We start from the raw sequence: 21,477 nt of genomic DNA, 5'->3' as shown, positions 1-21,477 counted from the left end.
GTTATTGAGCAGGCGGGTAAATGTCTAACAACCGGTCAGGCTGCCGCGTACCGAACATGAGGCGCTCCAAACAGGTTGGCGAGAACTGCCGGCTGCTTCTGCCGGCGGTGCAGCCACTTGCGCGTGGCCACCTTCATGGCTTGGCGATCGCGCGGTCGAACCTGGCTGACCGCACGCTTGATGTCGCCGTTGAGCAGTTCGTCGGGGTTGAGTTCTGGGGCGTAGCCGGGCAGGAAGAACAGCTCGATCTGATGCGTTCGCGGCTGCAGCCAGTCGCGCACCTTCTTGCAGCGGTGCACCGAGTGCCCGTCGACGATGAGGAATACTTTGGTGGGCGACTGCTTGACCAACCGCTCGCAAAAGCCGATGAACTGCTCGGCCTGGAAGCGCCCCTCGAAGACCATGAAGCTCATCTCGCCTTTGTTGGTCAGCGCCGAGATCACGTTGCAGCCGAAGCGCCTGCCGGGCACGCGTACCACCGCAGGCTGCCCCACCAGCGCAAAGCTGCGCCCGCGCACGTCGTCCGAGCGCAAGCCGGTCTCGTCGCCCCAGTAGATGCGCGCCCGCTCGCGCTTGGCACGCGCGGCGATCTGCGGGTACTCGTCGGCCAGCCACTGCGTGACCGCTTCGTCGTTGCGTTCGTAGGCTCGCTTGACCGGGCGCTGCGCGCTCAGGCCCCAGTTCTTCAGGTAGCTGCCCACCGAGCTCAGCGACAGGTTCACCGCGCACTCTCGCTTGATCAGTTCGCGCACTGCCGCGCGCGTCCACAGGTAGAACGGCAGCTTCAGTTGCTCGGGCATCTTGCCTATGACAAGCCCGCGCATGCGCGTGGCCTGCTTGGCGCTGAGCTTGCCGGCCTCACCCGAACGCCGGCCGCGCCGCTTGGGCGCGAGCGCCTGCTCCCCAGCGGCCTTGTGAGCCTTGGCCCACTGCACGACCGACCAGCGGCTGACTCCAAACGTCTGCGCCGCTTGTGTTGCAGCGCGTTGATCACACGCAGGCGAATCTCGGCCTGCGCTTCAGGAGTCAGAAATCGTGCGTCGCGTTTAGCCATGCTGAGTCAACGCATCTGTTAGATATTTTGTTGACCGATCAATAACAGGCCCTAGCGGCCACGCCGGGCAGTTTGGTGCGCGGTGCAGTGCACAACCATCCCCCCTCGGGGGGAGTCCGGCCCCGGTGGCGGTAGCATCCCCGCCTCCAACCGAGGACCGCCGACCATGACCACCGAAAAAATTGCCGCCGCCACCGTCACCGCCCGCGCCAACGTCTACTTCGACGGCCGCTGCGTCTCGCACACCATCGAACTGGCCGACGGCACCCGCAAGAGCGTCGGGGTGATCCTGCCGGCCGAGCTGACCTTCAACACCGGCGCCCCCGAGGTGATGGAAAGCGTGGCCGGCGCCTGCGAAGTGCGCCTGGCCGGCCAGTCCGAATGGACCCGCTATGCCGAGGGCCAGTCGTTCGCGGTGCCGGGCAATTCGAGCTTCGAGATCCGGGTGCGCAACGAGCCGTACCACTACATCTGCCATTTCGCCTGAGGCGCCTTGTGCGCCGTCCGCATATCCATGCTCGTTTTGGCAATGGGCTGCGGTGGCAACATGCGCCGCTCACCAACCCCTGTTGATTGCCGACTCATGAAACAAGCACTCTCCCTGCTGCTGCGCACGGCCGCACTCGGCCTGGCCCTGGCGGGCGGCGTGGCCCATGCGGCCGACCTGCTCGATGAAGTGAAACAGCGCGGCACGCTGCGCATCGGCCTGGAAGGCACCTACCCGCCCTTCAACTACCGCGACGAGCAAGGCAAACTGACCGGCTTCGACGTGGAGATCGCCGAAGGCCTGGCCGCCAGGCTGGGCGTGAAGCCCGAGTTCACCACCACCGAGTGGAGCGGCATCCTGGCGGGCCTGTCGGCCGGCAAGTACGACGTGATCGTCAACCAGGTGGCTGCCACCGACAAGCGCCGCGAGACCTTCGACTTCAGCGCCCCGTACGTGGTGTCGAGCCCGCAGCTCATCGTGCGCACCAGCGAGACCCGCAAGATCACCGGCCCGGCCGACCTGAAGGGCCTGAAGATCGGCGTGGGCCAGGGCAGCAACTATGCCGAGCAGGCGCGCGGCTTTGCCGGCGCCGAGGTGAAGGTCTACCCCGGCGCGCCGGAATACCTGCAGGACCTCGCCACCGGCCGCATCGACGTGGCGCTCAACGACAGCCTGCTCATCCCCTACCTGGCGCAGAAGACGAAGCTGCCGGTGAAGGCCGGCGCGCCCATCGGCAAGGTGGAAAGCAACGCCATCCCCTTCCGCAAGGGCAACCCGAAGTTCGCGCAGGCCATCGACAAGGCCCTGGCCGACCTGAAGGCCGACGGCACCTTCGCGAAGATCTCGAACAAGTGGTTCGGGCGTGACGTGAGCAAGCCGCCCGTGGCGCAGTAAGCTCGCCGCACCCGCAACGCCGCCCCTGGCGATCCCAGGGGCGGTGCCGTTTCCGGAGGACTTCGATGGATCTCGCCTCGCTGTTGGAGCTGGCCTGGCCGGTGATGCTCAAGGGCACCGGCTACACGCTGCTGTTTGCGGTCGCCTCCATGGTGCTGGGCCTGGCGCTGGGCATGCTGATCGCGCTGGTGCGCGTGCTCGAGCTGCCGCTCGTCGCGCAGGTCGCCCGCGTGTACGTGAGCGCCTTCCGCGGCACGCCGCTGCTGGTGCAGGTGTTCATCATCTACTACGGCCTGCCCAGCATCGGCATCGAGTTCTCGCCGCTCACCGCGGGCATCCTCGCGCTCACGCTCAATGTCGCGGCCTACCTGTCGGAAAGCCTGCGCGGGGCGGTGTCCGGCGTCGGGCAGGGCCAGTGGGCCGCCGGCACCAGCCTCGGCCTCACCCATGTGCAGACGCTGCGCTACGTGGTCGCCCCGCAGGCGCTGCGGGTGGCGGTGCCCAGCCTCAGCAACAGCCTCATCAGCCTCATCAAGGACACCTCGCTCGTGTCGGTGATCGCGGTCACCGAGCTCATGCTGGCGACCAAGGAGCTGATCTCCACCACCTTCCAGCCGTTCCCGCTGTACATCGCCGCCGCCGGCGTGTACTGGGTGCTGAGCCTGAGCTTCGAGCAGGTGCAGCGGCAGCTGGAAAAGCGGCTGGCCTTCCCGCATTGAGCCGCCGCACGCGCGGGCGCTACGGCTGCATGACGGTGGTCGTGCAGCCGGCCCAGCCGGCCGAACCGGGGCGCCGCCGCAGCAGCGTCCACAGCGGTTGGCGCTGGGGCCCGCGCGCCAGCAGCCACCAGCAGCCCGCCACGAAGGCGAGGCCGAGCAGGCCGTAGGCGGCCATGAAGGCCACGATCTCGCCGATGCCGCTGGCCAGCGTGGGCAGGACCGCCGCGGCGCTGGTGGGCAGCTGGCCGTACACCACCCACGGCTGGCGACCCATCTCGGCCACCGCCCAGCCGGCCAGCGTGGCCACCCAGGGCAGCGGCAGGCAACACACCAGCAGGCCGAGCGTGCGCCGGCCGGCCAAGCCCGATTCGAGGCGCCCGCGGCGCCACCAGGCCAGGCACAGCAATGCCAGCAGCAGCAGGCCGATGCCCACCATCAGGCGGAACGCGACGAACAGGCTCGGCACATGCGGCAGGCTGGCCTGGGCCGCCACTTCGATGCGCTGTTCGGGTGCCAGGCGTGCCCAGGCATCGCCCTGGCGCCGTGCGGTCTGCTCGTAGAGGCTGCGCCAACCCGCCAGCGCGGCGGGGGCGCCCGGCTGCACCGCGGCACGCAGGCGCGCGCGCGATTGCTCCAGCAACTGGTCGATGCCGGCAGGCGAACCGCCTTCGCCGCCGGCGAGCCAGCCCATGGCCTTCGGCAGTTCGAGCGGCTGGACGTTGCGCCGGCCGTTCACGTCGGGCCGGCCCCACAGCACCAGCGCCGCCGCTTCGTCGCCGGTGTGCCAGTGCGCCTCCATTGCGGCGAACTTCATCGGCTGGTGGCGCGCCACGTCGAGCGCACTTTCATGGCCGCTCCACAACGTGGCCAGCATGCCGGCCAGCGCCATCGGCAGGGCCACCCGCATCGAGGCCCGCGCCACCTCCAGGTGGCGGCGCCGCAGCAGGTACCAGCCCGAGCCGGCGAGCATGAAGAAGGCGCCCGTCACGACGGCGGCGCTCAGCGTGTGGGCGATCTTGGTGTGGGCATAGGGATTGGCGAACACCGCCGCCAACGAACGCAGCTGGGCGCCGTCGGCCGAGAAGCGCACGCCCACCGGGTGCTGCATCCAGGCATTGAGCGTGAGGATGCCGGCGGCCTGGGCTGCCATCGCGAGCACCAGCAGCACGCTGAGCGTCAGGCGCACGCGTGCGCCCAGCTTGTGTCCGGCCAGACTGAGCACCGCCACCAGCGACAGCATCAGCGGCGCGATGCCGGCTTCCAGCCGCATCACCGCCTCGAGCACCTCGCGCACCTGCAGCGAGTAGCCCTGCCATTGCGCCTGCAGCTGCCAGCGCAGCGGATAGCCGGTGGCCATGCCCACCAGCCAGGCCAGCACGAAGAACCGGCGCCAGAAGCGGGCCGCGTCGCGCCACACCGCCCGGCCGCCGCCCACATGGGCCGCTTCCATCAGCGCCAGCGCCAGCACCAGTCCGAGCGTCAGCGGCACGAACAGGTAGTGGAAGCTCGCGGTCAGCGCGAACTCCAGTCGCATCAAGGTCAGCACGAGGGTGTCGGGGGTCATGGCGGCAAAGCGGCGGCGTGGAAGCGCGCAGTGTGGGACCGCCGGCGCGCGACGATCGAACGAGAAGGCCCGCCATCGGCCGCCTGATCGCAGCCGGCAAACACCCCGTTACCGCATGCGGGGCGCTGTCGTGAATGCAGCACCCGAGGTGCCGGTTTCGGTCACACTGGCGCACCTTTTTCGACACCCCACCGCCATGAATCGCAACGTCTGGCTGCTGGCCCTGTGCCAAGGCTTGTTCCTGATCAACAACGTCGCGCTGATCGCGGTGAACGGCCTCGTCGGCCTGCAGCTCGCCCCGGCGGCCTGGATGGCGACGCTGCCGGTGATGGGCTACGTGGTGGGCGGCGCGCTGGCCACCGGGCTCGTGGCGCGCAGCCAGCGGGCCTGGGGCCGCAAGCGCTCGTTCCAGTTCGGCCTGGTGGTGGGCATGGTGGCCATGGGCTTGTGCGCATGGGCGGCCGCCAGCCGGCAGTTCGCCGCCCTGGTGGCGGCCACTGCGGTGGCCGGCTACTACAACGCCAATGCCTCGCTGTACCGCTTCGCCGCGCCCGAGATCGCCGGGCCGCAATACAAGGAAAAGGCCATCTCCTGGGTGCTGGCCGGCGGCATCCTGGGCGCGGTGGTGGGCCCCAACCTGGCCGCCCGCACGCGCGACTGGTTCGAGATGCCCTTCGTCGGCGCCTACGTGGCGCTGGTCCTGGTGGCGATGCTGGCGTTCGCGGTGCTGAGCTTCATCGAATTCGCGCCGCTGCCAAAGCACGACCCCGCGCGGCCCGGCCGCAGCCTGGGCGAGATCGCGCGCCAGCCGGTGTTCATCGTGGCGGTAGGGGCGGCCTCGCTCGGCTACGGCGTGATGAGCCTGCTCATGTCGGCCACGCCCATCGCGATGGACCTGTGCAAGCACCCGTTCGAGAGCACGGCCCTGGTACTCGAATGGCATGTGCTGGGCATGTTCGTGCCGAGCTTCTTCACCGGCCACCTCATCAAGCGCTTCGGCGCGCTGAAGGTCATGGCGGCCGGCGTGCTGCTCAATCTCGGCTGCGTGGCGGTGGCGCTGTCGGGCGTGGACCTGATGCAGTTCCTTGTTGCACTGCTGCTGCTCGGCGTGGGCTGGAACTTCCTGTTCGTGGGCGGCACGACGCTGTTCACCGAGGCCTATCGCCCCGAAGAGAAGACCACCGCGCAGGCGGCGATGGACTTCTGGGTCTACACCACCATGGCGATCACCGCCTTCGCCTCCGGTGCGCTGGTGAGCACCCAGGGCTGGGACTGGCTGAACTGGGGCTCGCTGCTGCCGATCGGGCTGATCGCGCTGGCGCTTGGATGGCTCGCGCTCCAGCGGCGACGCAACCCGGCGGCCGCCGTCGCCCCGTGATCGCTCACCGCGCCGGCAACGAACCGACCACCCCCTCGACGAACCAGTCCATCGTCGCGATCTGCGCGTCGGAAAGCGCCCCCGAGGCCAGCCTCACCTTGCCCTGCTGATCGACCAGCCGTCCTGAAAACGGAGCGAAGCGGCCGGCGACGATCTCGCCGCGCCGCTTCTCGACGGCCGACACCACGGGTTTCGGCAGCGCCGGCGACAGCGCCGAGAGCTGCACGAACCCATCCTTGAGCCCGCCCCATACCGGCCTGGGCTGCCAGGTGCCGGCCCGCACGCTGCCGGCCACCTGCGTGTAGTAGCCGCCCCAGTGATGCGTCACCGCGGCCAGCTGAGCTTTCGGTGCGAATTTGTGCATGTCGCTCTGGTAGGCGAGCAGCTTCACGCCTCGCTCCTCGGCGGTGAGCGCCACCGCCGCTGACGCGCTGTGGTTGGTCAGCACGTCGGCACCCTGCGCAATGAGGCTCTGGGCCGCTTCGCGCTCCCGGCCCGGGTCGAACCAGGTGTTGAGCCACAGCACGCGCACGGTGGCCTTCGGGTTGGCCGACCGCATGCCCAGCGCAAAGGCGTTGATGCCCTGCACCACCTCGGGCACCGGAAAGCCGGCCACGTAACCTGCCACGCCGCTCCTGCTGGCGTGGCCGGCCAGCAGCCCGGCAAGGTAGCGGCCCTCGTAGAAGCGGGCGTTGTAGGTGTTGAGGTTGGGCGCGGTCTTGTAGCCGCCGGCATGTTCGAACTTCACGGCCGGGAACTCGGCCGCCACCCGCAAGGCGGGTTCGAGGTAGCCGAAGCTGGTGGCGAAGACGAGCTGGTGGCCGGTGGCGGCCAGCTCGCGCATCACCCGCTCCGAATCGGGCCCTTCGGCCACCGACTCCACGACCGTGGTCGACACCGCGGGGCCGAGTGCCCGTTCCATGGCCAGGCGGCCCTCGTTGTGCTGGTAGGTCCAGCCGGCCTCGCCGATCGGGCTCACGAAGACGAAGCCGACCTTGAGGGGCTGCTGCTGGGCGAAGGCGGCGGCCGCTCCAACGGCCAGGAAGGCGGACGCAAGCGCGCGCCGGAGGTTTTTGTACATGGTGTTCCTCTACATGGCCCCGAGGCGGCAAAGGCCGGACGCGGGGGCACGCGGCGCGGCCTGGGGATTGTGGGGCCGTCGGTCAGCGCGGCGACAGCGCATCGATGAAGGCGCGCACCGCGGGCGCGGCCTCTTCCCACGAGCGAAACGCGAGCAGCATGTCGCGGCTGGCCCAGGTGTCGGTGAGCCAGACCATGGCCAGCTTCATCGAGCGGCGGGCCCGCCGCGCCGCCGACTCGGGCACGACCGCCACGCCCACCGACTGCGCCGCGAGCGCGCACACGCCGTCGAAGCCGCGAAGCCGCGCACGCAGCCGCATGGTGCGGCCGGTGCGTTCGGCCTGCCACACGAGGTGGTCGTGCAAGGCGCTGCCGGCGGTGAGGCCGACGAGCTCATGGTCGAGCACCTGCGCGAAGCTGCACGAGGCTTTGCGTGCCAGTGCATGCGTGGGCGCGGCCACCGCCACCAGGCGGTCCTGCACGAAGGGCCGCGTGGCGAGGCCGGCCAGTTCCACCGAGGCGGAGCAGATGCCCACGTCGGCCTGCTGGCGCAGCAGGCCCAGCGCGATCTCGGCGCTGGTGCGCTCCTCGACATAGACATCGACCTGCGGGTGCGCCAGCAGGAAGGCGCCGAGCGGCTTGGGCACGTGCTCGGCAAGCGCCGAGGTGTTGGCCAGCAGCCGGACCTGGGCCTTGATGCCGCGGGCGAACTGCGCAAGGTCGCCGCGCATCTGCTGGGCCCGCTGCAACAGCGCACGCGCGTGTTCCGTCAGGGCAAGGCCGGCCGGCGTGAGCTGCACGCCGCGAGGCAGCCGCTCCAGCAGCTTGACGCCCAGCATCTGTTCCATGCCGCGCACCCGCGCGCTGGCCGAGGCCACCGACAGGTGGGCCCGCTCGGCGCCGTGGGTCAGGTTGCCGGCATCGGCCACCTCGAGAAACAGGCGCAGGTCGGTGAGGTCGAATCGCATGGCGCAGCTCCGGCGGTTGCGTTCTGGATTTCCGAACGCAGGGTCAACATCATGCAGATTTACGCCGGTCGCCTCAGCGCCGATGCTGCGCTGCATGCTCGAAGACCTGTTCACCACCCCCTGGCTGCCGATGGCGCTGGCTCTCGTTTTCGCGCTGGCCGGCTTCGTGAAAGGCATGGTGGGGCTGGGCCTGCCCACCATCGCGATGGCCCTGTTGAGCCTGCGCCTGGCGCCGGCCGAAGCGGCCGCGCTGCTGATCGTGCCCTCGCTGGTCACCAACGTGTGGCAGCTGTTCAACGGGCCGGCGCTGCGTTCGCTGTGCCGCCGCCTCTGGCCGCTGCAGCTGGGCGTGGTGACGGGCACCTGGGTCGGCGCCGCGCTCCTGGGCACGCCGGGCGGCAGCGTCGGCTCGCGGGTGCTGCTGGGGCTTTGCCTGCTGGCCTATGCCGGCCTGGGCCTGTCGGGCCTGGCACTGCCGGCGCCGCGACCGGCCCATGAGCGCCTGGCCAGCATCACCGCCGGCGCATTGACAGGGCTGCTGGCCGCGGCCACCGGCGTGTTCGTGCTGCCGGCCGTGCCCTACCTGCAGTCGCTGAGGCTGGGGCGGGACGAACTCGTGCAGGCGCTGGGCCTGACCTTCACCATCTCGACGCTTGCGCTGGCCGGGCAGCTGATGGCCGGCCGCGCCTTCACCGCCGGCATGCTGCCCGCCTCTGCGCTGGCGCTGTCGGCCGCGCTCATGGGCATGGCGCTGGGCCAGTGGGCGCGCGAGGGGCTGAGCCCGCTCGCCTTCCGCCGCTGGTTCCTCGCCGGCCTGGGTGCGCTGGGAGGCTACCTGGCGCTGGCGGGGGCACGGTAAGGCCCGGCCAGCGCGGCGCTACTTGTCATGGCCGCGGCCGCGTTCCTCGCGCTGGTCGCGCTGGTCGCGCTTGCCGCCGCCGCCCTCGTCGCGCCGGCCACGGTCCCGCTCCTGCCCCTGAACCTGGCCTTGCCCCTGCCAGCCCCGCTGCTCGGGCGCCTGCTGCCGATGCTCGATCCGGGGCTGAGGCTGCTGCTGCTGCTGCTGCTGAGGATGCGGCTGCGGGTGCTGCTGCATCTGCCAGGGCTGCTGCTGCCGGTGCTCGGTGCGGCGCGGCTCCTGCTGCCGCGCTTCGCGGTGCTGCTGCTGGGGTGGCCGCTGCTGCGCCGGCTGGGCCTGGTAGCGCTCGCGCTGGTACTGCTCCTTCGCCACGCTGCTGCGCGGCTGGTAGCGGTAGTTCTGGCGCAGCAGCTCGGCCTGCTGCTCACGGTGCGGATAGCGGTCGCCCGCATACCGGCGCTGGTAGCTGGGCAGCGGCGCCGGCCGCGGCGCGGCATGGCGATCCCAGCGGTCCCAGCCGCGATGCTGGCGCTCCCATTGCGGCCCCCAGTGCTGCCCCCAGCGCGGCGGCGCACTCACCGCCCACGGGCGGAAGTACGGCGGCGGCGAGCGGTAGTAGCGCACCGGCACGCGCAGCACGTAGTACGGCACGTACACCGGAGCAACCAACTGCCAGGGCCCGTTGTACCAGGCGCTCATGTACCAGCTGTCGTCTTCGAACACCCAGTACATGCCGTCGTAGAAGAAGAAGTTCGCCCGCACCTGCGGCGCGTAGTACACCGGGTAGCCGGGCACCACGACCATCTGCGGATAGGCCGGCACGTTGATGCCGATGTTCACGCTGACGCTCACTTGCGCGTGAGCCGGCTGCAGGGCGCAGCCGAGGGTGATGCACAGGGCGATGAAGGAGTAGCGCATGAGGGGCCTCGAGTCGGAAACGGCGCAGCGATTCTGCGCCGGCTGCGACAGCCCGTGTTACGCCACGTTGGCGCCGCTCAAGGCGCCGGCTTGACGGCCACCAGGTTGATGAGCGTTTCCTCGCGGTCGGCCGCAGGCTTGACGCCGAACCAGCGCTCCAGGATCCCGAGGTCTTCGCGGCTCCACCACAGGTAGGGGTAGGACACGGCTTCCGGTTTCACCACGAAGCCGGCCGAGCGCACCAGCGCCAGGTATTCGCCGGCGGTCTTCTGCACTTCCATCGGGTGGCGGAACAGCAGCCGGATGATCCAGGAATGGATGTAGCGCCGGGTCGATTCGGCGAACAGCATGATGCCGCCCGGCTTCAGCACCCGGAAGAACTCGCGGATCGCGTCTTCCTGGTCGATGAGGTGGTGGAAGGTCTGGTGGCAGAACAGCAGGTCCACGCTGTTGTCGGGCAGCGCGAGCGCCGAGCTGGAGCAATGAACGAACTCGGCATTGGCAATGCCGGCCTGCTGCACCTCGCGCCGCGAGGCGTCGAGCATCTTCGGGTCCACGTCGATGCCGATCAGGCGCTGCGGCGAAAAACGCTGGTGCAGCTTCGGCAGCGAGCGCCCCCAGCCGCAGCCCACGTCGATCACCACCGGGTAGCTGGCGCGGCGATCGGGGATCAGCCGCTCGAGGTCCTTCAGCGCACGTTCGAGCACGTGCACGGTCCAGGTGGGGGTCTGCAGGAACCAAACGCCGAAGGCGGTTTCGGGCACGTGCGGCGGCATGGCGCTGCCGGCGGCTGAAGGGAGCGGGCTGGTCATTTCGGGGCGGGACGCGAGGGAACGTCGGAAGGCGCGGCGCAGCATATCCGATCGCAGGCGCCGTCCGGGCCTGCACCGGCGCCGGCGCGCGCCCTTGCATGAAAAAGGGCCGCATCGGGCGGCCCTTGCGTCGGCGAGGCGGCGCGTCGCCTGCAGCTCACTTCTTGCTGGACGCCGGTGTGGTGCCGCCCTGCACGCCCAGCCGCCCGCCCGTGCCCAGGCCGCCGCGCACGGTCTGCGCCTTGTAGTTGCGCACCGCCTTGACCAGCTGGTTGTACGAGTCGACGAAGGCGGCCGTGACGATCTTGCCTTCGGGCGTGTTGGCATAGCCGCTGGCCGAGCCGACGAGGCCGCCGGTCCAGCCCCAGCCGGAGAGGCCGAAGTCGAAATTCTTGGCGCTGCCTTCGGCCGCGGCGAGCTGCACGCCGGAGCGGTTGTCGATCATCAGCAAGGTGGTGGAGGCCTCGTTGGCCTTGAAGCTGCCGGCCGCGGCACCGACCACCGAGCCGAGCATGCCCAGCCCGCCGAGGCCGAGGCGCCCGCCTTCGGTGCCCTTCTGGCTGAAGTTGACGCTCGGGCTCATGGTGTAGTCGGCCGCCACCATCTGGCCCTGGCCGAAGTTGCTGCCCTGGCGCACCTCGCCGGACCGCTCGAGCGCACGCTCCTGCATCATGTTGTTCATGGCCCGGCCGCGCTCGACCACCACGAAGCAGTTCGACTGCTGGATCATCATCCGCAGCACCGGCACGGTGGAGCCGAGCTTGTAGCGCGAGTAGTAGCCCCACCACGGAGCCGACTGGTCCTCCACCACCGCCAGCGTGCCGAGCGATTCGTCGCAGCGTTCCAGGTTGCTGTTGGCATTGGCCGCCGTGGAGCCGCCGGCCGCGCCGCTGACGGTGTTGCTGCCGCCGCCCAGCGTAGGCGAAGTGGCCAGGCAACCGCTCAGCGAAAGCACCGCTGCGCCGGCCAGCGCCAGGCCCGCAGCGAAGCCCGGCCGCGCATGGCCGCGCGCTTGTACATCACGCATAAGGATCCCTCTATGGATGTGTGAAGAATGTCACCAACCGAAGGTAGGGAGCTGCGCATGCACCGTCAAGCGGAGATGCGCGCGTCCCCCCTACATCGAGGGGACAGTGGCGCAGCCGGGGCCTGGCCCTACACCACCACCGGCTCGGGCTCGAGCCGGATGCCGAAGCGGCCGTACACGCTTTCCTGGATGGCACGCGCCAGCGTGACCACTTCGCCGCCCGAGGCACTGCCGCGGTTCACGAGCACCAGCGCCTGCTTCTCGTAGACGCCGGCCCCGCCGATGGACTTGCCCTTCCAGCCGCAGGCATCGATCAGCCAGCCGGCGGCCAGCTTCACCGTGCCGTCGGGCATGGGGTAGTGCACGATCTCCGGGTCGCGGCCGATGATGTCGCGGCACTGCTCCTCGGTGACCACCGGGTTCTTGAAGAAGCTGCCGACGTTGCCGATCACGGCGGGGTCGGGCAGCTTTGCGCGCCGGATCTCGCAGACCCAGTCGAACACCTGCTGCGGGCCCGGGTTGCCGATGCCGCTGTCGTGCCGCTTGCGGTCGAGCTCGAGATAGGAAAGCTCGGCAAGCCACGGCCGCGGCAGCCGGAAGCGCACGCGGGTGATCACGCTCTTGCCGGCCAGCGCCTGCTTGAAGACGCTGTCGCGGTAGCCGAAGTGGCACATCTCGCGCGACAGCGTGACGGTGCGGCCGGTGACGAGGTCCACCGCGTCGAGCGACTCGAACCGGTCTTTCAGCTCCACGCCGTAGGCGCCGATGTTCTGCACCGGCGCAGCCCCCACCGTGCCCGGGATGAGGGCCAGGTTCTCCAGGCCCGGGTAGCCCTGCTCCAGGGTCCAGGCCACGGTGTCGTGCCAGGTTTCGCCGGCGCCGGCCTCGATGATCACGGCGTTGTGGCGCACCTCGACCACCCGCAGGCCCTTGATCTCGATCTTGAGCACGGTGGCGGTGACGTCACGCGTGAGCACGACGTTGCTGCCGCCGCCCAGGATGAACTTCGGCGCCCGGCCCAGTTGCGGATGGTCGACCACGCGGCGCACGTCGGCTTCGCTGGTCACGCGCACGAGCGTCTCGGCCTGCGCAGGCAGGCCGAAGGTGTTGTAAGCCTTCAGGCTCACGTTCTTTTCGATCGGCAGATCGGTCGGCATGGCAGAATTTTCGCCCATCTCACCCAGCCCTTCGCAGCGCGCCGCGCCGTGCCCTCACCATGCCCAGCTTCGATACCGTCCTCGAACCCAACCTCGTCGAGGTGCGCAACGCCATCGACCAGAGCAACAAGGAAATCGGCACGCGCTTCGACTTCAAGGGCAGCAGCTCCAAGATCGAGCAGAAGGACAAGGAAGTCACGCTTTACGCCGACAGCGATTTCCAGCTCGGCCAGGTGATGGATATCCTCGTGGCCAAGCTGACGAAGCGCAACGTCGACGCCCGTTTCCTCGACACCAGTGCCAAGGTCGAGAAGATCGGCGGCGACAAGGTCAAGCAGCTCGTCAAGGTCAAGGCCGGCATCGAAAGCGAGCTGGCCAAGAAGCTCCAGAAGCTCATCAAGGACAGCAAGATGAAGGTGCAGGCCGCCATCCAGGGCGACGTGGTGCGCGTCACCGGCGCCAAGCGGGACGACCTGCAGGCCGCCATCGCGTTGATCCGCAAGGAGATCACCGATGCGCCGCTGTCCTTCACCAATTTCCGCGACTGAGGCCGCGAGCCACGCCGTGCGCGCCCTGCTCTGCGCAGCCGCCTGCCTGCTCGCCGGCAGCGCCGTGGCGCAGTCGGTGGCCATGACCGGCAGCATGGGCAGCAAGGCGCTGCTCGTCATCGACGGCGGCGCCCCGCGCGCACTGGCGGCCGGCGAGTCGGCCCAGGGCGTCAAGGTCGTCAAGGTCACCAGTACCGACGCGGTGGTCGAGATCGCCGGCAAGCGCCAGACCGTGATGCTGGGCGCGGCGCCGGTGAGCCTGGGGGGCGCAGGCGGCGGAGCGAACGGCTCGCAGATCCTGCTGACCGCAGGTCAGGGCGGGCATTTCTATGCCAACGGCAGCATCAACGGGCGCAACGTCAACTTCCTGGTCGACACCGGCGCCACGACCATCGCGCTCGGGCAGGCCGAGGCCGAGCGCATCGGGCTGGCCTACCTGCACGGCCGGCGCATCCCTGTCGGCACGGCCAACGGCACCACCGTCGGCTACCTCGTCAAGCTCAACTCGGTGCGCATCAACGACGTCGAGATCTACAACGTCGACGCCATCGTGCAGCCGGCGCCGATGCCCTATGTGCTGCTGGGCAACAGCTTCCTCGGCCGCTTCCAGATGAAGCGGGAGAACGACCTGCTGACGCTGGACAAGCGGTTCTGATGAATAGTGACTGATGACTTGTGACTGGTGACTCGTGAATGCCGGGTCACTGGTCACTGCCGGGAGAGCTTGCGTTTCACCAATAGCAGGCCCCAAAGCTCGAGCACCTGGGCCAGCAGCGCTGACAGCTCGGCGACCGCGCCTCCTGCGGCCGCGTCGCCCCAGCGGCCGGGTTCGTTGATGCGGGCCAGTGCGCCTTGCTCCAGATCCTTCGCACGCCGCTCGACCAGCTCGAACTCGGCCGAAATCTGCCGCGACAGGCCCTGGTAGTTGGCGGCAAACAGGCCGTAACGTTCTCCCAGGCCGCGCCGGCCCACCGACGAGCGGAATTCGGCCATCTGGGTGAGTGAATGCTTCAGGTCGTAGGCCGCCTCGCGGGCGTCGCGCGCGCAGCGCAGCAGGTCGCGTGCCTCTAGGGCCTTCGTGCCGCCCAGCGCCGACAGCAGGCGCAGGTGCGAACCCAGCGCCCGCAGCTTGCCCAGGACGCGGGGCATCTCCTTGTTGACGCGGTTGGCGTGGTACTGGGCCAGGGACGCCGCACTCATCGCACCTCCGAAGGTTTGCCGTGCCAGACGGGCGCCATGATGCACCGGCCGGCGCCCTTCCGTCTTGGCCGAAGGTTAGGTTGAGGCGTCCGGCCCTGCATCCTCAGGACGGACTAGCTAGCGCAGGCGGGGCAGCTGCTCCCACAGGCGCCGGTCGTGCGCCGGAAGCACCACCAGGGCGGGCAGCCGGCGTTTCAGCTCGTGCATGCGCTGCACCAGCGCCCGGGTCGCCTCCTGGTCGAAGTCCACCAGGCGGCGCGAGATCCAGGGCTTCTCGGCCGGCAGGTCCACGCCTTCGATCTGCCATACCAGGTCGCCCACCAGCGCATAGCGCTGGCCCCCGGGCAGGCTGACGAAAACGATGGTCGAGCCCGGCGTGTGCCCTGGGGCCGGCACCAGCACCACGCTGCCGTCGCCGAAGACGTCATGGCTCGCCGGGAAACCGAGATAGGCCGGGCCGCCGAAGGCATACACCTGGTAGGTCTTCAGGTCCAGCCGGCGTGCCAGCTCGGTGGTCTCGTGGCCCGAGCGGATGAAGTCCAGCTCGGCCTGGTTCACCCACACCGGCACGCCGGGCAGGTCCTCGAGTCCGCTCACGTGGTCCCAGTGGGCATGGGTGATCACCACGCCCTTCAGCCGACCCGGGTCGATGCCCGCTGCGGCCAGCTGCTGCGCAACCGGCGTCTCCTTCTCGTAGCGCGAGACCTTGCGCATGAGCCACGGGGTGGTTTCGATGTGCACATCGACATTGCGGCCGAATCCGGCGTCGATGAGAAGGTCGCCCTGGGGGTGGTGGACCAGCAGCGCGCTCATGCCGAACACCCGCTCGTCGCCGAAGCGGCCGCCGTTGTACGCCAGCGCGGCGCGCGAGAACATCTTGCCCGCCAGCACGGCGCCGATGGTCATGCCCGCGGGCGGACTCGCCTGCGGCAACGCAGCCTCCTCGGCAGCAGCACCGGCATGGCAAAGCACCGCCAGCGCCGTCGCGATCGCCAGAGAAAACATGCGGGTCTTCTTCATCATGGGGGCCGATTCCTTGTCGAACGGGCCGCTATCATGAACCTTCAACAGCACTTGAAGGTCAAGCGGCACATGAGGATCGGCGAACTCGCGCAGGCCACCGGCCTTCGCACCTCGGGCATCCGGTTCTACGAGGCGCAGGGCCTGCTGCCGGCGCCGGCACGACGCGGCAACGGCTATCGAGACTACCCCGCCAGCACGGTGACGACGCTGCAGATGATCCAGCAGGCGCAGCGCTTCGGCTTTTCACTCGCGGAGATCCGGTCGGCCATGCGGGCGGCGGTGCCGGCCGGCCGCAACTGCACCCGCTTCCTCGACATGCTGCGGGCCAAGCTGGCCGAGACCGACCGGCATCTCGAACAGATGAAGCAGGCGCGCAGGCAGCTGGCGCAGCAGATCCGTGTGCTCGAACGCAAGGGCGGCACGAGCGACGGCGGTGTGGCCGCCTGAGCCCGGGTCACACCGGCTCGGGCCGCCAGGCCAAGTCGATGCGTCCGTCGACGATGCCGATGCGGCGGTCCGCCGCCGATGCGAAGCCGGCGTCGTGGGTGACCGCCACCACCGTCTTGCTGAAGTCCCGGGTCAGCGCGTGCAGGATCTCGCGGACGTTGGCGCTCGACGCCGAGTCCAGGTTGCCGGTGGGTTCGTCGGCCAGGATCACCAGCGGGTCGTTGGCCAGGGCCCGCGCGATCGCCACACGCTGGCGCTGGCCGCCGGACAGCTGGCCGGGCCGCTTGCCATGCTGGCCCTGCAACCCCAGCCGGTCGAGCAGCTCATGGGCCCGCGTGCGCGCCGCTTCATCGCCGAGCCGGCCCAGCTTGCGCATGGGCAGCATCACGTTGTCGAGCGCCGAAAACTCCGCCAGCAGGAAGTGGAACTGGAATACATAGCCCAGCTTGGCCAGTCGCAGGTCGGTGAGGCGATCGTCGTCGAAGCCGGTGGTGTCTTCGCCGTCGATGACGATGCTCCCGCGCGTGGGCACGTCCAGCAGGCCCAGCAGGTACAGCAGCGACGACTTGCCCGAGCCCGACGGGCCCATGACGGCCACGAACTCGCCACGGTCGATCTGCAGGTTCACCTCGCGCACCAGCGTGACGGGCACTTCTCCTTCGAGGGTGCGGCTCACGCCCTCGACCCGGATGACGGCCGCGTCGGCACTCATTTCTGCCCCTCGCCCGTCGAGTACGCCGGCCGATCCCCCGGGGGGATGCGGGCCGGCTTGGGAGCGGCCCGGCGCTCGGCCCGCTGGGATGTCGGCCCCTCGCCCGTCGAGTACGCCGGCCGATCCCCCGGGGGGATGCGGGCCGGCTTGGGAGCGGCCCGGCGCTCGGCCCGCAAAGATGTCTGCCCCTCGTCCGGCGGGTACGCCGGACGATCCCCCGAGGGCTCGGCCCTCGACATCCAGGTTGACACAGGGTGTCTCATGCCGCCCCCCGCAGGATGTCCACCGGATGCACCCGCCCGGCCCGTCGCGCGGGCAGGTACGACGCCGCCAGGCACGACGCCAGCGCGAACGCCGCGGCCAGCGCGTACTGCTCAGGCCCCCACCACAGCGGCAGCCGCACCACCTCCACCACCCCGGGCGGACGCACCTCAACCCGGGCGAGTACCTGCATGAGGCCGACGCCCGCCAGCACGCCGAAGCCGCTGCCGATGAGGCCGACCATCAGCCCCTCGAGCAGGAAGATGCGGCGCACGTCGCGGGCGCGAAAGCCCATCGACTTCATGATCGCGATGTCGCGCGTCTTTTCCATCACGATGGTCGAGATGGTGTTGTAGATGCCGAACGAGGCGACCACCAGGATGGCCGACACCACGCTGTACATGATGATGTTGCGCACCAGCAGCAGGCTCAGCAGGTCTTCCGACGCCTCGATCCACGACACCGACTTGTAGCCGGTGCCCACCTCGATGCTGCGCGCGACGTCCTGTGCGGCGTAGGCATCGTCCATCTGGATGATCAGGCGGTTGACGCGGTTCTCCCGCCCGAGCAGCGACTGGGCGCGCTTGAGCAGCACGAAGGCCTGGCCTTCGTCGTAGCCGGCATTGCCGGTGCGGAACACGCCCACCACGCGCAGCGAACGGCTCTGGCCGTCGGCGGCCAGCAGGCTCAGGTTGCTGCCGGGCTGCAGGCTGAACTTGTCGAGCAGGCCCTGGCCGACGACGATGCCGTTCGGATTGGCCTCCAGCGCATGGAGCGAGCCGTGGACCATCTTGTCCTCGATGGTGCTCACGCCCTTCATCTTCCCGGGCACCACGCCCGACAGCGCCACCGCCTGCTGCCGCCCGGCGAAGGTGAGGACCACCGAGCCGGTGAGCACCGGGGCCGCGCGCACGCCGGGCAGCGACTCGGCCAGCGCAAGCCGCTCGGGCCAGCCGCGGATGCCGCGGGTCTCGCGCTGCGGCTTCACGTTGCGCACCGCCACCGCACCGTCGGGCCAGCGCAGCGCCGCCGGCTGCACCCGTGCATGACGGTACTCGTCGTACACCGTGATGTGCGGGCTGTTGTCGACCAGGCGCTTGAGGAAGTCCTTTTCGGAGCCGCGCATCAGCGACGACACGGCCAGGAAGAAGGCGACGCCTAGCACCACCCCGGTCAGCGACACCAGCGTCTGGCGCTTGCGGCTGGTGAGGTGGGCCAGGGCGACGTCGAGCGCGATGTGCATCGTTGCGCCTCGGCGTCCTGCTCAACGCGCCGGCGCAGGCCGCACCCGCCGCCCTTCCCGCAGGCCTTCCGCCGGCGACAGCACCACCGTGTCGCCCTCTGCCAGCCCTTCGGTGACCTCGGTGCGCTCGGTGCCGGCCACGCCGCGCTTGACCTGACGCTTGTGCACCCTGCCGTCCTGGAGCATCCAGACCTCGTCGCTGTGCAGCGCGCGGTTGGGCACCAGCAGCACGCCTTCGCGCTGCGAGATCACAAGGTTGGCGTCCATCGTCATGCCGCTGCGCAGGCCGCTGGATTCGGCCCGGGCCGGGTCGGCGAAGCGGATGCGCACGCGGTAGCTGCGCGCCACCGGATCGCCCTTGGGCGTGATCTCGGCGACCTCGCCGTCGAACAGCATGTCGGGCAGCGCGTCGCCCCGCATCGTGACCTTCTGGCCGGGCTTCACCCGCACGATGTCTTCTTCGTCCACTTCGGCCGACACGCGCAGCGGAGCGCAGCAGGCCAGGGTGAACACCGCCTGCCCAGCAGGGACGAACTGGCCGATCTCTCCGTCGCGCCGCAGCACCACGCCGTCGGCCGGCGCCACCAGGCGGTTGTAGTCGCGCTGGGCCTGCGAGCGCCGCAGCGCCGCCTCGGCCGCGGCCAGCTCGGCGCGGGTGCGGTCGAGCTCCGCGGGTGACACGAACTTCTGCGCCACCAGGTCCTTCGTGCGCTCGAACTGCGCGCGCGCCAGCTGCTCGCGCGCGGCCATCTCCTGCACGGTCTGCTCGAGGTCGGCCGCCTCCACCCGTGCCAGCACCTGGCCGCGCCGGACGGTCTCGCCCTCGTCGGCCAGCAGGGCCGCCAGCCGCCCGCCGGCACGCGGCGCCACCGGCATCATCACCGTGGGCTCGACCACGCCGGTGGCGTACACCGCTTCGACGGCGGGGCCGCGCGCGACCCGCGCCACCTCCACCGCAGCGGGCCACAGGCGCCAAGCCGCCACGGCGGCCGCGGCCATCGACAGCACGGCGGCCGGCGCTCGGCCTGATGCTGCTGCTGGGCCTCGTGCCGCTGGCGGCCTTGCGGCGCAAGGGTTGATGGCGGAAGGAAACGGGAGTCGAACCCGCCCGGCGGCGCATGGCGCCACCCACCGGGTTTGAAGCCCGGCCGACCCACCAGGGTCGTTTTCCTTCCTGTGACTCGCTCCCACTCGCTGCGACACGCCCGCACGAAGCTCATTTCGCGGCCTCGGCGAACAGCTGCGTGTCGCTGCGCAACTTGTGCACGTCGCCCACGCGGCGCAGCAGGCCGATGCGGTCGAAGTGCTCCAGGATCTGGATGGCGCGCTTGCGGCCCAGGCCGGTCGCATCGCGGAATGCCGCCGCGGTGACCTCGCCTCCCTGGGCCGCCGCCACCTGCCGCGCAATGCCGGCGAGTGTGGCCATGGTCTGCGGCGCGTAGTACAGGTCTTTCACCACCTGGTGCAGTTCGCCGCGTTGTGCCAGCCGGGCGAGCGCGGTGCGCACCAGGGCTTCGGACTCCTTCGCATCGCGCGCCATGTCGCGGGCCCACACACCGTCGAAGCTGCCGCCGGCCAGCAGCGGCGCCACCTTCTGCGCGATGCGCTCCTCGGTGGCTGACAGCAGCGCGCCATGCTCGGGCCGCTGCACATAGGCGCCCCTGCGCACCAGGGCGCCCTCGCCCACCCATTCGGCCAGCAGCTGCAGCCAGGGCGCCTCCGGCAGGCGCGGCGCGGCCAGGCGGCGCAGGCGCGCGGCATCGGGCCCCGGCTCCTCGGGTGCGCCGGCATGGAAGGCGGCGAGCGCACTCATGACGGCATCCCGGGTGGCCAGACGCTGGGCCGCGCCGATGGCCCAGCCGCCGGCCTCCTCCGCGCGCACCACCCCCTGCATGGCATCGAAGCGGCGCAGGTCAAGCCCGTGCGGCGCCACGGCCAGCAAGGCATCGCGGCGCGCTTCACGTGTTGGCAGCGCGAGCGCGTCGAGCTCGGCCAGGCGCTGCGGCGTGCGCCGATAGCGTGCAGGCGCGAGCGGGTCCAGCACCGTGCCGCCCGCGAGGGTGCGGCTGGCCGATGCATCGCGCAGCACCACCCGGTCGCCGTGCCAGGCGCCCACCGGCGCATGCAGCACGAGCTGCACCCGCGCGGTGGCGCCCGGCGCAAGCGTGTCGCCCGCATCGAGCAAGGCCACCGTCCCCATGGCAGCCGCGGCACCGAGGTGCACATGCACCGGCGTGCCGGAGCGCAAGCCTTTCGGTTCGCCCTGCCACAGGGTGAGCTGCACGTCGATGCGGTCGGTCGCGAGGCGGACCGCCGGATGCACCAGCCACTGGCCGCGCTCGATGTCGTCCCGCGCGATGCCGGCCAGCGCCACGGCGCAGCGCTGCCCTGCGCGGGCTTCGTCGACGGGGCGGTTCTGCGCATGCAGGCTGCGCACCCGCACACGGTGCTCGCGCGCTGCCGGGGTGAGCACGAGCTCGTCGCCGATGCCCACGCGCCCGGCGTGCACCGTGCCGGTGACCACCGTGCCCACGCCATCGAGGGTGAAGGTGCGATCCACCGCGAGACGGAAGGCGGCCGTCGGGTCGTCCCTGCGTGCCGTGGCCGCAGCCTCGGCCTGCAGCCAGGCCTTGAGCCCCTGGATGCCGGCGCCGGTATGGGCCGACACGGCATGCACCGGCGCCCCGGCCAGCGGGGTGCCCGACAGCAGCGCACCTGCCTCGGTGCGCACCGCCTCGACGCGGCCGGGCTCGACCCGGTCGACCTTGGTGACCACGACGGCGCCACGCGACACCCCCAGCAGCGACAACACCGCGAGGTGCTCGCGGGTCTGCGGCATCACGCCGTCGTCGGCCGCCACCAGCAGCAGCGCACAGTCGATGCCGGTGGCGCCGGCGAGCATGGTGTGCACCAGGCGCTCGTGGCCCGGCACGTCGACGAAACCGATGCGGCCGTCGTCCATGAAGGCGTAGCCCAGCTCGATGGTGATGCCGCGCTTCTTCTCTTCGGGCAGCCGGTCGGTGTCCACCCCGGTGAGCGCACGCACCAGGGTGGTCTTGCCATGGTCGATGTGGCCGGCGGTGCCGACGATCATGTGCGGAGCCCTCTCCCGCTGGCGGGAGAGGG

Annotated in this window: 22 protein-coding genes and 1 tRNA gene; 8 read left to right on the top strand and 15 right to left on the bottom strand. The window is 70.2% G+C overall.

Annotated elements, in window-relative coordinates; genetic code table 11:
* Window positions 1-35 precede the first annotated feature (35 nt).
* Window positions 36-935, bottom strand: a complete 900-nt coding sequence (locus E8D38_RS26105; protein WP_246099699.1) for an IS630 family transposase — start codon at window positions 933-935, stop codon at window positions 36-38.
* Window positions 936-1,220: 285 nt separating this feature from the next.
* On the opposite strand from E8D38_RS26105, the gene ppnP reads away from it, so the two are divergent.
* The 3 genes from ppnP (at window position 1,221) to E8D38_RS26090 (ending at window position 3,154) form a co-directional block, all read left to right on the top strand.
* A complete protein-coding gene (ppnP, locus tag E8D38_RS26100; protein ID WP_140637213.1) occupies window positions 1,221-1,541 on the top strand; it encodes a pyrimidine/purine nucleoside phosphorylase in 321 nt (106 codons plus the stop codon).
* 96 nt (window positions 1,542-1,637) lie between these two features.
* On the top strand, window positions 1,638-2,435 hold the full coding sequence (locus E8D38_RS26095) for a transporter substrate-binding domain-containing protein (RefSeq protein ID WP_140637212.1): 798 nt from the start codon (window positions 1,638-1,640) through the stop codon (window positions 2,433-2,435).
* 65 nt (window positions 2,436-2,500) lie between these two features.
* Window positions 2,501-3,154: an amino acid ABC transporter permease gene (locus tag E8D38_RS26090; protein ID WP_140637211.1), complete on the top strand. Its 654-nt coding sequence runs from the start codon at window positions 2,501-2,503 to the stop codon at window positions 3,152-3,154.
* Window positions 3,155-3,173: 19 nt separating this feature from the next.
* Here the strand turns inward: E8D38_RS26090 and E8D38_RS26085 are convergent, their stop codons facing one another.
* Complete coding sequence (locus E8D38_RS26085) at window positions 3,174-4,718, bottom strand: cytochrome ubiquinol oxidase subunit I (protein WP_140637210.1); 1,545 nt, start codon at window positions 4,716-4,718, stop codon at window positions 3,174-3,176.
* A 196-nt stretch (window positions 4,719-4,914) separates the two neighbouring features.
* On the opposite strand from E8D38_RS26085, the gene E8D38_RS26080 reads away from it, so the two are divergent.
* Window positions 4,915-6,096, top strand: coding sequence for an MFS transporter (locus E8D38_RS26080; protein WP_140637209.1), 1,182 nt, complete (start codon window positions 4,915-4,917; stop codon window positions 6,094-6,096).
* A gap of 4 nt (window positions 6,097-6,100) precedes the next feature.
* Here the strand turns inward: E8D38_RS26080 and E8D38_RS26075 are convergent, their stop codons facing one another.
* On the bottom strand, window positions 6,101-7,177 hold the full coding sequence (locus tag E8D38_RS26075; protein WP_140637208.1) for a BMP family ABC transporter substrate-binding protein: 1,077 nt from the start codon (window positions 7,175-7,177) through the stop codon (window positions 6,101-6,103).
* Window positions 7,178-7,259: 82 nt separating this feature from the next.
* Window positions 7,260-8,144, bottom strand: coding sequence for a LysR family transcriptional regulator (locus E8D38_RS26070; protein WP_140637207.1), 885 nt, complete (start codon window positions 8,142-8,144; stop codon window positions 7,260-7,262).
* Window positions 8,145-8,238: 94 nt separating this feature from the next.
* Between E8D38_RS26070 and E8D38_RS26065 the strand changes: the two genes are divergently transcribed.
* Window positions 8,239-9,003 carry a sulfite exporter TauE/SafE family protein gene (locus E8D38_RS26065; RefSeq protein WP_140637206.1) on the top strand — a complete coding sequence of 255 codons (765 nt, stop codon included), beginning with the start codon at window positions 8,239-8,241 and terminating at the stop codon, window positions 9,001-9,003.
* A gap of 18 nt (window positions 9,004-9,021) precedes the next feature.
* Here the strand turns inward: E8D38_RS26065 and E8D38_RS26060 are convergent, their stop codons facing one another.
* The 4 genes from E8D38_RS26060 to murB all read right to left on the bottom strand — a co-directional run bounded on the left by E8D38_RS26060 (window position 9,022) and on the right by murB (window position 12,905).
* The gene (locus E8D38_RS26060; RefSeq protein ID WP_140637205.1) at window positions 9,022-9,921 is read right to left on the bottom strand and encodes a hypothetical protein; all 900 of its coding nucleotides are present in this window, start codon (window positions 9,919-9,921) and stop codon (window positions 9,022-9,024) included.
* 77 nt (window positions 9,922-9,998) lie between these two features.
* Window positions 9,999-10,733: a class I SAM-dependent methyltransferase gene (locus E8D38_RS26055; protein WP_140637204.1), complete on the bottom strand. Its 735-nt coding sequence runs from the start codon at window positions 10,731-10,733 to the stop codon at window positions 9,999-10,001.
* A 157-nt stretch (window positions 10,734-10,890) separates the two neighbouring features.
* Window positions 10,891-11,760, bottom strand: coding sequence for a CsgG/HfaB family protein (locus E8D38_RS26050; protein WP_140637203.1), 870 nt, complete (start codon window positions 11,758-11,760; stop codon window positions 10,891-10,893).
* Window positions 11,761-11,888: 128 nt separating this feature from the next.
* The gene (murB, locus tag E8D38_RS26045; RefSeq protein WP_140637215.1) at window positions 11,889-12,905 is read right to left on the bottom strand and encodes a UDP-N-acetylmuramate dehydrogenase; all 1,017 of its coding nucleotides are present in this window, start codon (window positions 12,903-12,905) and stop codon (window positions 11,889-11,891) included.
* Between the two features lie 71 nt (window positions 12,906-12,976).
* Here murB and E8D38_RS26040 point away from each other — a divergent pair, with 71 nt between their 5' ends.
* Complete coding sequence (locus E8D38_RS26040; protein WP_140637202.1) at window positions 12,977-13,465, top strand: YajQ family cyclic di-GMP-binding protein; 489 nt, start codon at window positions 12,977-12,979, stop codon at window positions 13,463-13,465.
* Complete coding sequence (locus tag E8D38_RS26035; protein ID WP_140637201.1) at window positions 13,431-14,120, top strand: retropepsin-like aspartic protease family protein; 690 nt, start codon at window positions 13,431-13,433, stop codon at window positions 14,118-14,120. Before E8D38_RS26040 ends, E8D38_RS26035 begins: the two co-directional genes overlap by 35 nt.
* A 53-nt stretch (window positions 14,121-14,173) precedes the next feature.
* On the opposite strand, the gene E8D38_RS26030 is transcribed toward E8D38_RS26035, so the two are convergent.
* Window positions 14,174-14,665: a hypothetical protein gene (locus tag E8D38_RS26030; protein ID WP_140637200.1), complete on the bottom strand. Its 492-nt coding sequence runs from the start codon at window positions 14,663-14,665 to the stop codon at window positions 14,174-14,176.
* 117 nt (window positions 14,666-14,782) lie between these two features.
* Entirely contained in the window at window positions 14,783-15,688 is a 906-nt protein-coding gene (locus tag E8D38_RS26025) for an MBL fold metallo-hydrolase (RefSeq protein WP_140637199.1), read from the bottom strand.
* A gap of 33 nt (window positions 15,689-15,721) precedes the next feature.
* On the opposite strand from E8D38_RS26025, the gene E8D38_RS26020 reads away from it, so the two are divergent.
* The gene (locus E8D38_RS26020; protein ID WP_219851879.1) at window positions 15,722-16,135 is read left to right on the top strand and encodes a MerR family transcriptional regulator; all 414 of its coding nucleotides are present in this window, start codon (window positions 15,722-15,724) and stop codon (window positions 16,133-16,135) included.
* Between the two features lie 7 nt (window positions 16,136-16,142).
* Here the strand turns inward: E8D38_RS26020 and E8D38_RS26015 are convergent, their stop codons facing one another.
* From E8D38_RS26015 to selB, 5 genes are all read right to left on the bottom strand, one after another.
* Window positions 16,143-16,847: an ABC transporter ATP-binding protein gene (locus E8D38_RS26015; RefSeq protein WP_140637198.1), complete on the bottom strand. Its 705-nt coding sequence runs from the start codon at window positions 16,845-16,847 to the stop codon at window positions 16,143-16,145.
* Between the two features lie 259 nt (window positions 16,848-17,106).
* Window positions 17,107-18,351, bottom strand: a complete 1,245-nt coding sequence (locus E8D38_RS26010; protein WP_140637197.1) for an ABC transporter permease — start codon at window positions 18,349-18,351, stop codon at window positions 17,107-17,109.
* A 21-nt stretch (window positions 18,352-18,372) separates the two neighbouring features.
* Window positions 18,373-19,350, bottom strand: a complete 978-nt coding sequence (locus E8D38_RS26005) for an efflux RND transporter periplasmic adaptor subunit (protein WP_140637196.1) — start codon at window positions 19,348-19,350, stop codon at window positions 18,373-18,375.
* 80 nt (window positions 19,351-19,430) lie between these two features.
* A tRNA-Sec gene (locus E8D38_RS26000) sits at window positions 19,431-19,526 on the bottom strand.
* A gap of 41 nt (window positions 19,527-19,567) precedes the next feature.
* Window positions 19,568-21,445 carry a selenocysteine-specific translation elongation factor gene (gene selB / locus E8D38_RS25995; RefSeq protein ID WP_140637195.1) on the bottom strand — a complete coding sequence of 626 codons (1,878 nt, stop codon included), beginning with the start codon at window positions 21,443-21,445 and terminating at the stop codon, window positions 19,568-19,570.
* Window positions 21,446-21,477: the final 32 nt, after the last annotated feature.

The organism is Methylibium rhizosphaerae, assembly GCF_006386545.1.
Taxonomy (GTDB): domain Bacteria; phylum Pseudomonadota; class Gammaproteobacteria; order Burkholderiales; family Burkholderiaceae_C; genus Pseudorivibacter; species Pseudorivibacter rhizosphaerae.
The sequence above is the reverse complement of the archived record's forward strand: the minus strand, read 5'-3'. Positions and strand labels throughout refer to the sequence as shown.

What these genes read in the sequence shown, in the direction of transcription:
- E8D38_RS26085 (WP_140637210.1), bottom strand. Translation starts at nt 4,718, where the DNA reads ATGACCCCCGACACCCTCGTGCTGACCTTGATGCGACTGGAGTTCGCG.
- E8D38_RS26005 (WP_140637196.1), bottom strand. Translation starts at nt 19,350, where the DNA reads ATGGCCGCGGCCGCCGTGGCGGCTTGGCGCCTGTGGCCCGCTGCGGTG.
- E8D38_RS26090 (WP_140637211.1), top strand. Translation starts at nt 2,501, where the DNA reads ATGGATCTCGCCTCGCTGTTGGAGCTGGCCTGGCCGGTGATGCTCAAG.
- E8D38_RS26075 (WP_140637208.1), bottom strand. Translation starts at nt 7,177, where the DNA reads ATGTACAAAAACCTCCGGCGCGCGCTTGCGTCCGCCTTCCTGGCCGTT.
- E8D38_RS26035 (WP_140637201.1), top strand. Translation starts at nt 13,431, where the DNA reads ATGCGCCGCTGTCCTTCACCAATTTCCGCGACTGAGGCCGCGAGCCAC.
- ppnP (WP_140637213.1), top strand. Translation starts at nt 1,221, where the DNA reads ATGACCACCGAAAAAATTGCCGCCGCCACCGTCACCGCCCGCGCCAAC.
- E8D38_RS26070 (WP_140637207.1), bottom strand. Translation starts at nt 8,144, where the DNA reads ATGCGATTCGACCTCACCGACCTGCGCCTGTTTCTCGAGGTGGCCGAT.
- selB (WP_140637195.1), bottom strand. Translation starts at nt 21,445, where the DNA reads ATGATCGTCGGCACCGCCGGCCACATCGACCATGGCAAGACCACCCTG.
- E8D38_RS26050 (WP_140637203.1), bottom strand. Translation starts at nt 11,760, where the DNA reads ATGCGTGATGTACAAGCGCGCGGCCATGCGCGGCCGGGCTTCGCTGCG.
- E8D38_RS26095 (WP_140637212.1), top strand. Translation starts at nt 1,638, where the DNA reads ATGAAACAAGCACTCTCCCTGCTGCTGCGCACGGCCGCACTCGGCCTG.
- E8D38_RS26010 (WP_140637197.1), bottom strand. Translation starts at nt 18,351, where the DNA reads ATGCACATCGCGCTCGACGTCGCCCTGGCCCACCTCACCAGCCGCAAG.
- E8D38_RS26060 (WP_140637205.1), bottom strand. Translation starts at nt 9,921, where the DNA reads ATGCGCTACTCCTTCATCGCCCTGTGCATCACCCTCGGCTGCGCCCTG.
- E8D38_RS26020 (WP_219851879.1), top strand. Translation starts at nt 15,722, where the DNA reads ATGAACCTTCAACAGCACTTGAAGGTCAAGCGGCACATGAGGATCGGC.
- E8D38_RS26065 (WP_140637206.1), top strand. Translation starts at nt 8,239, where the DNA reads ATGCTCGAAGACCTGTTCACCACCCCCTGGCTGCCGATGGCGCTGGCT.
- E8D38_RS26080 (WP_140637209.1), top strand. Translation starts at nt 4,915, where the DNA reads ATGAATCGCAACGTCTGGCTGCTGGCCCTGTGCCAAGGCTTGTTCCTG.
- E8D38_RS26015 (WP_140637198.1), bottom strand. Translation starts at nt 16,847, where the DNA reads ATGAGTGCCGACGCGGCCGTCATCCGGGTCGAGGGCGTGAGCCGCACC.
- E8D38_RS26040 (WP_140637202.1), top strand. Translation starts at nt 12,977, where the DNA reads ATGCCCAGCTTCGATACCGTCCTCGAACCCAACCTCGTCGAGGTGCGC.
- E8D38_RS26025 (WP_140637199.1), bottom strand. Translation starts at nt 15,688, where the DNA reads ATGATGAAGAAGACCCGCATGTTTTCTCTGGCGATCGCGACGGCGCTG.
- E8D38_RS26055 (WP_140637204.1), bottom strand. Translation starts at nt 10,733, where the DNA reads ATGACCAGCCCGCTCCCTTCAGCCGCCGGCAGCGCCATGCCGCCGCAC.
- E8D38_RS26030 (WP_140637200.1), bottom strand. Translation starts at nt 14,665, where the DNA reads ATGAGTGCGGCGTCCCTGGCCCAGTACCACGCCAACCGCGTCAACAAG.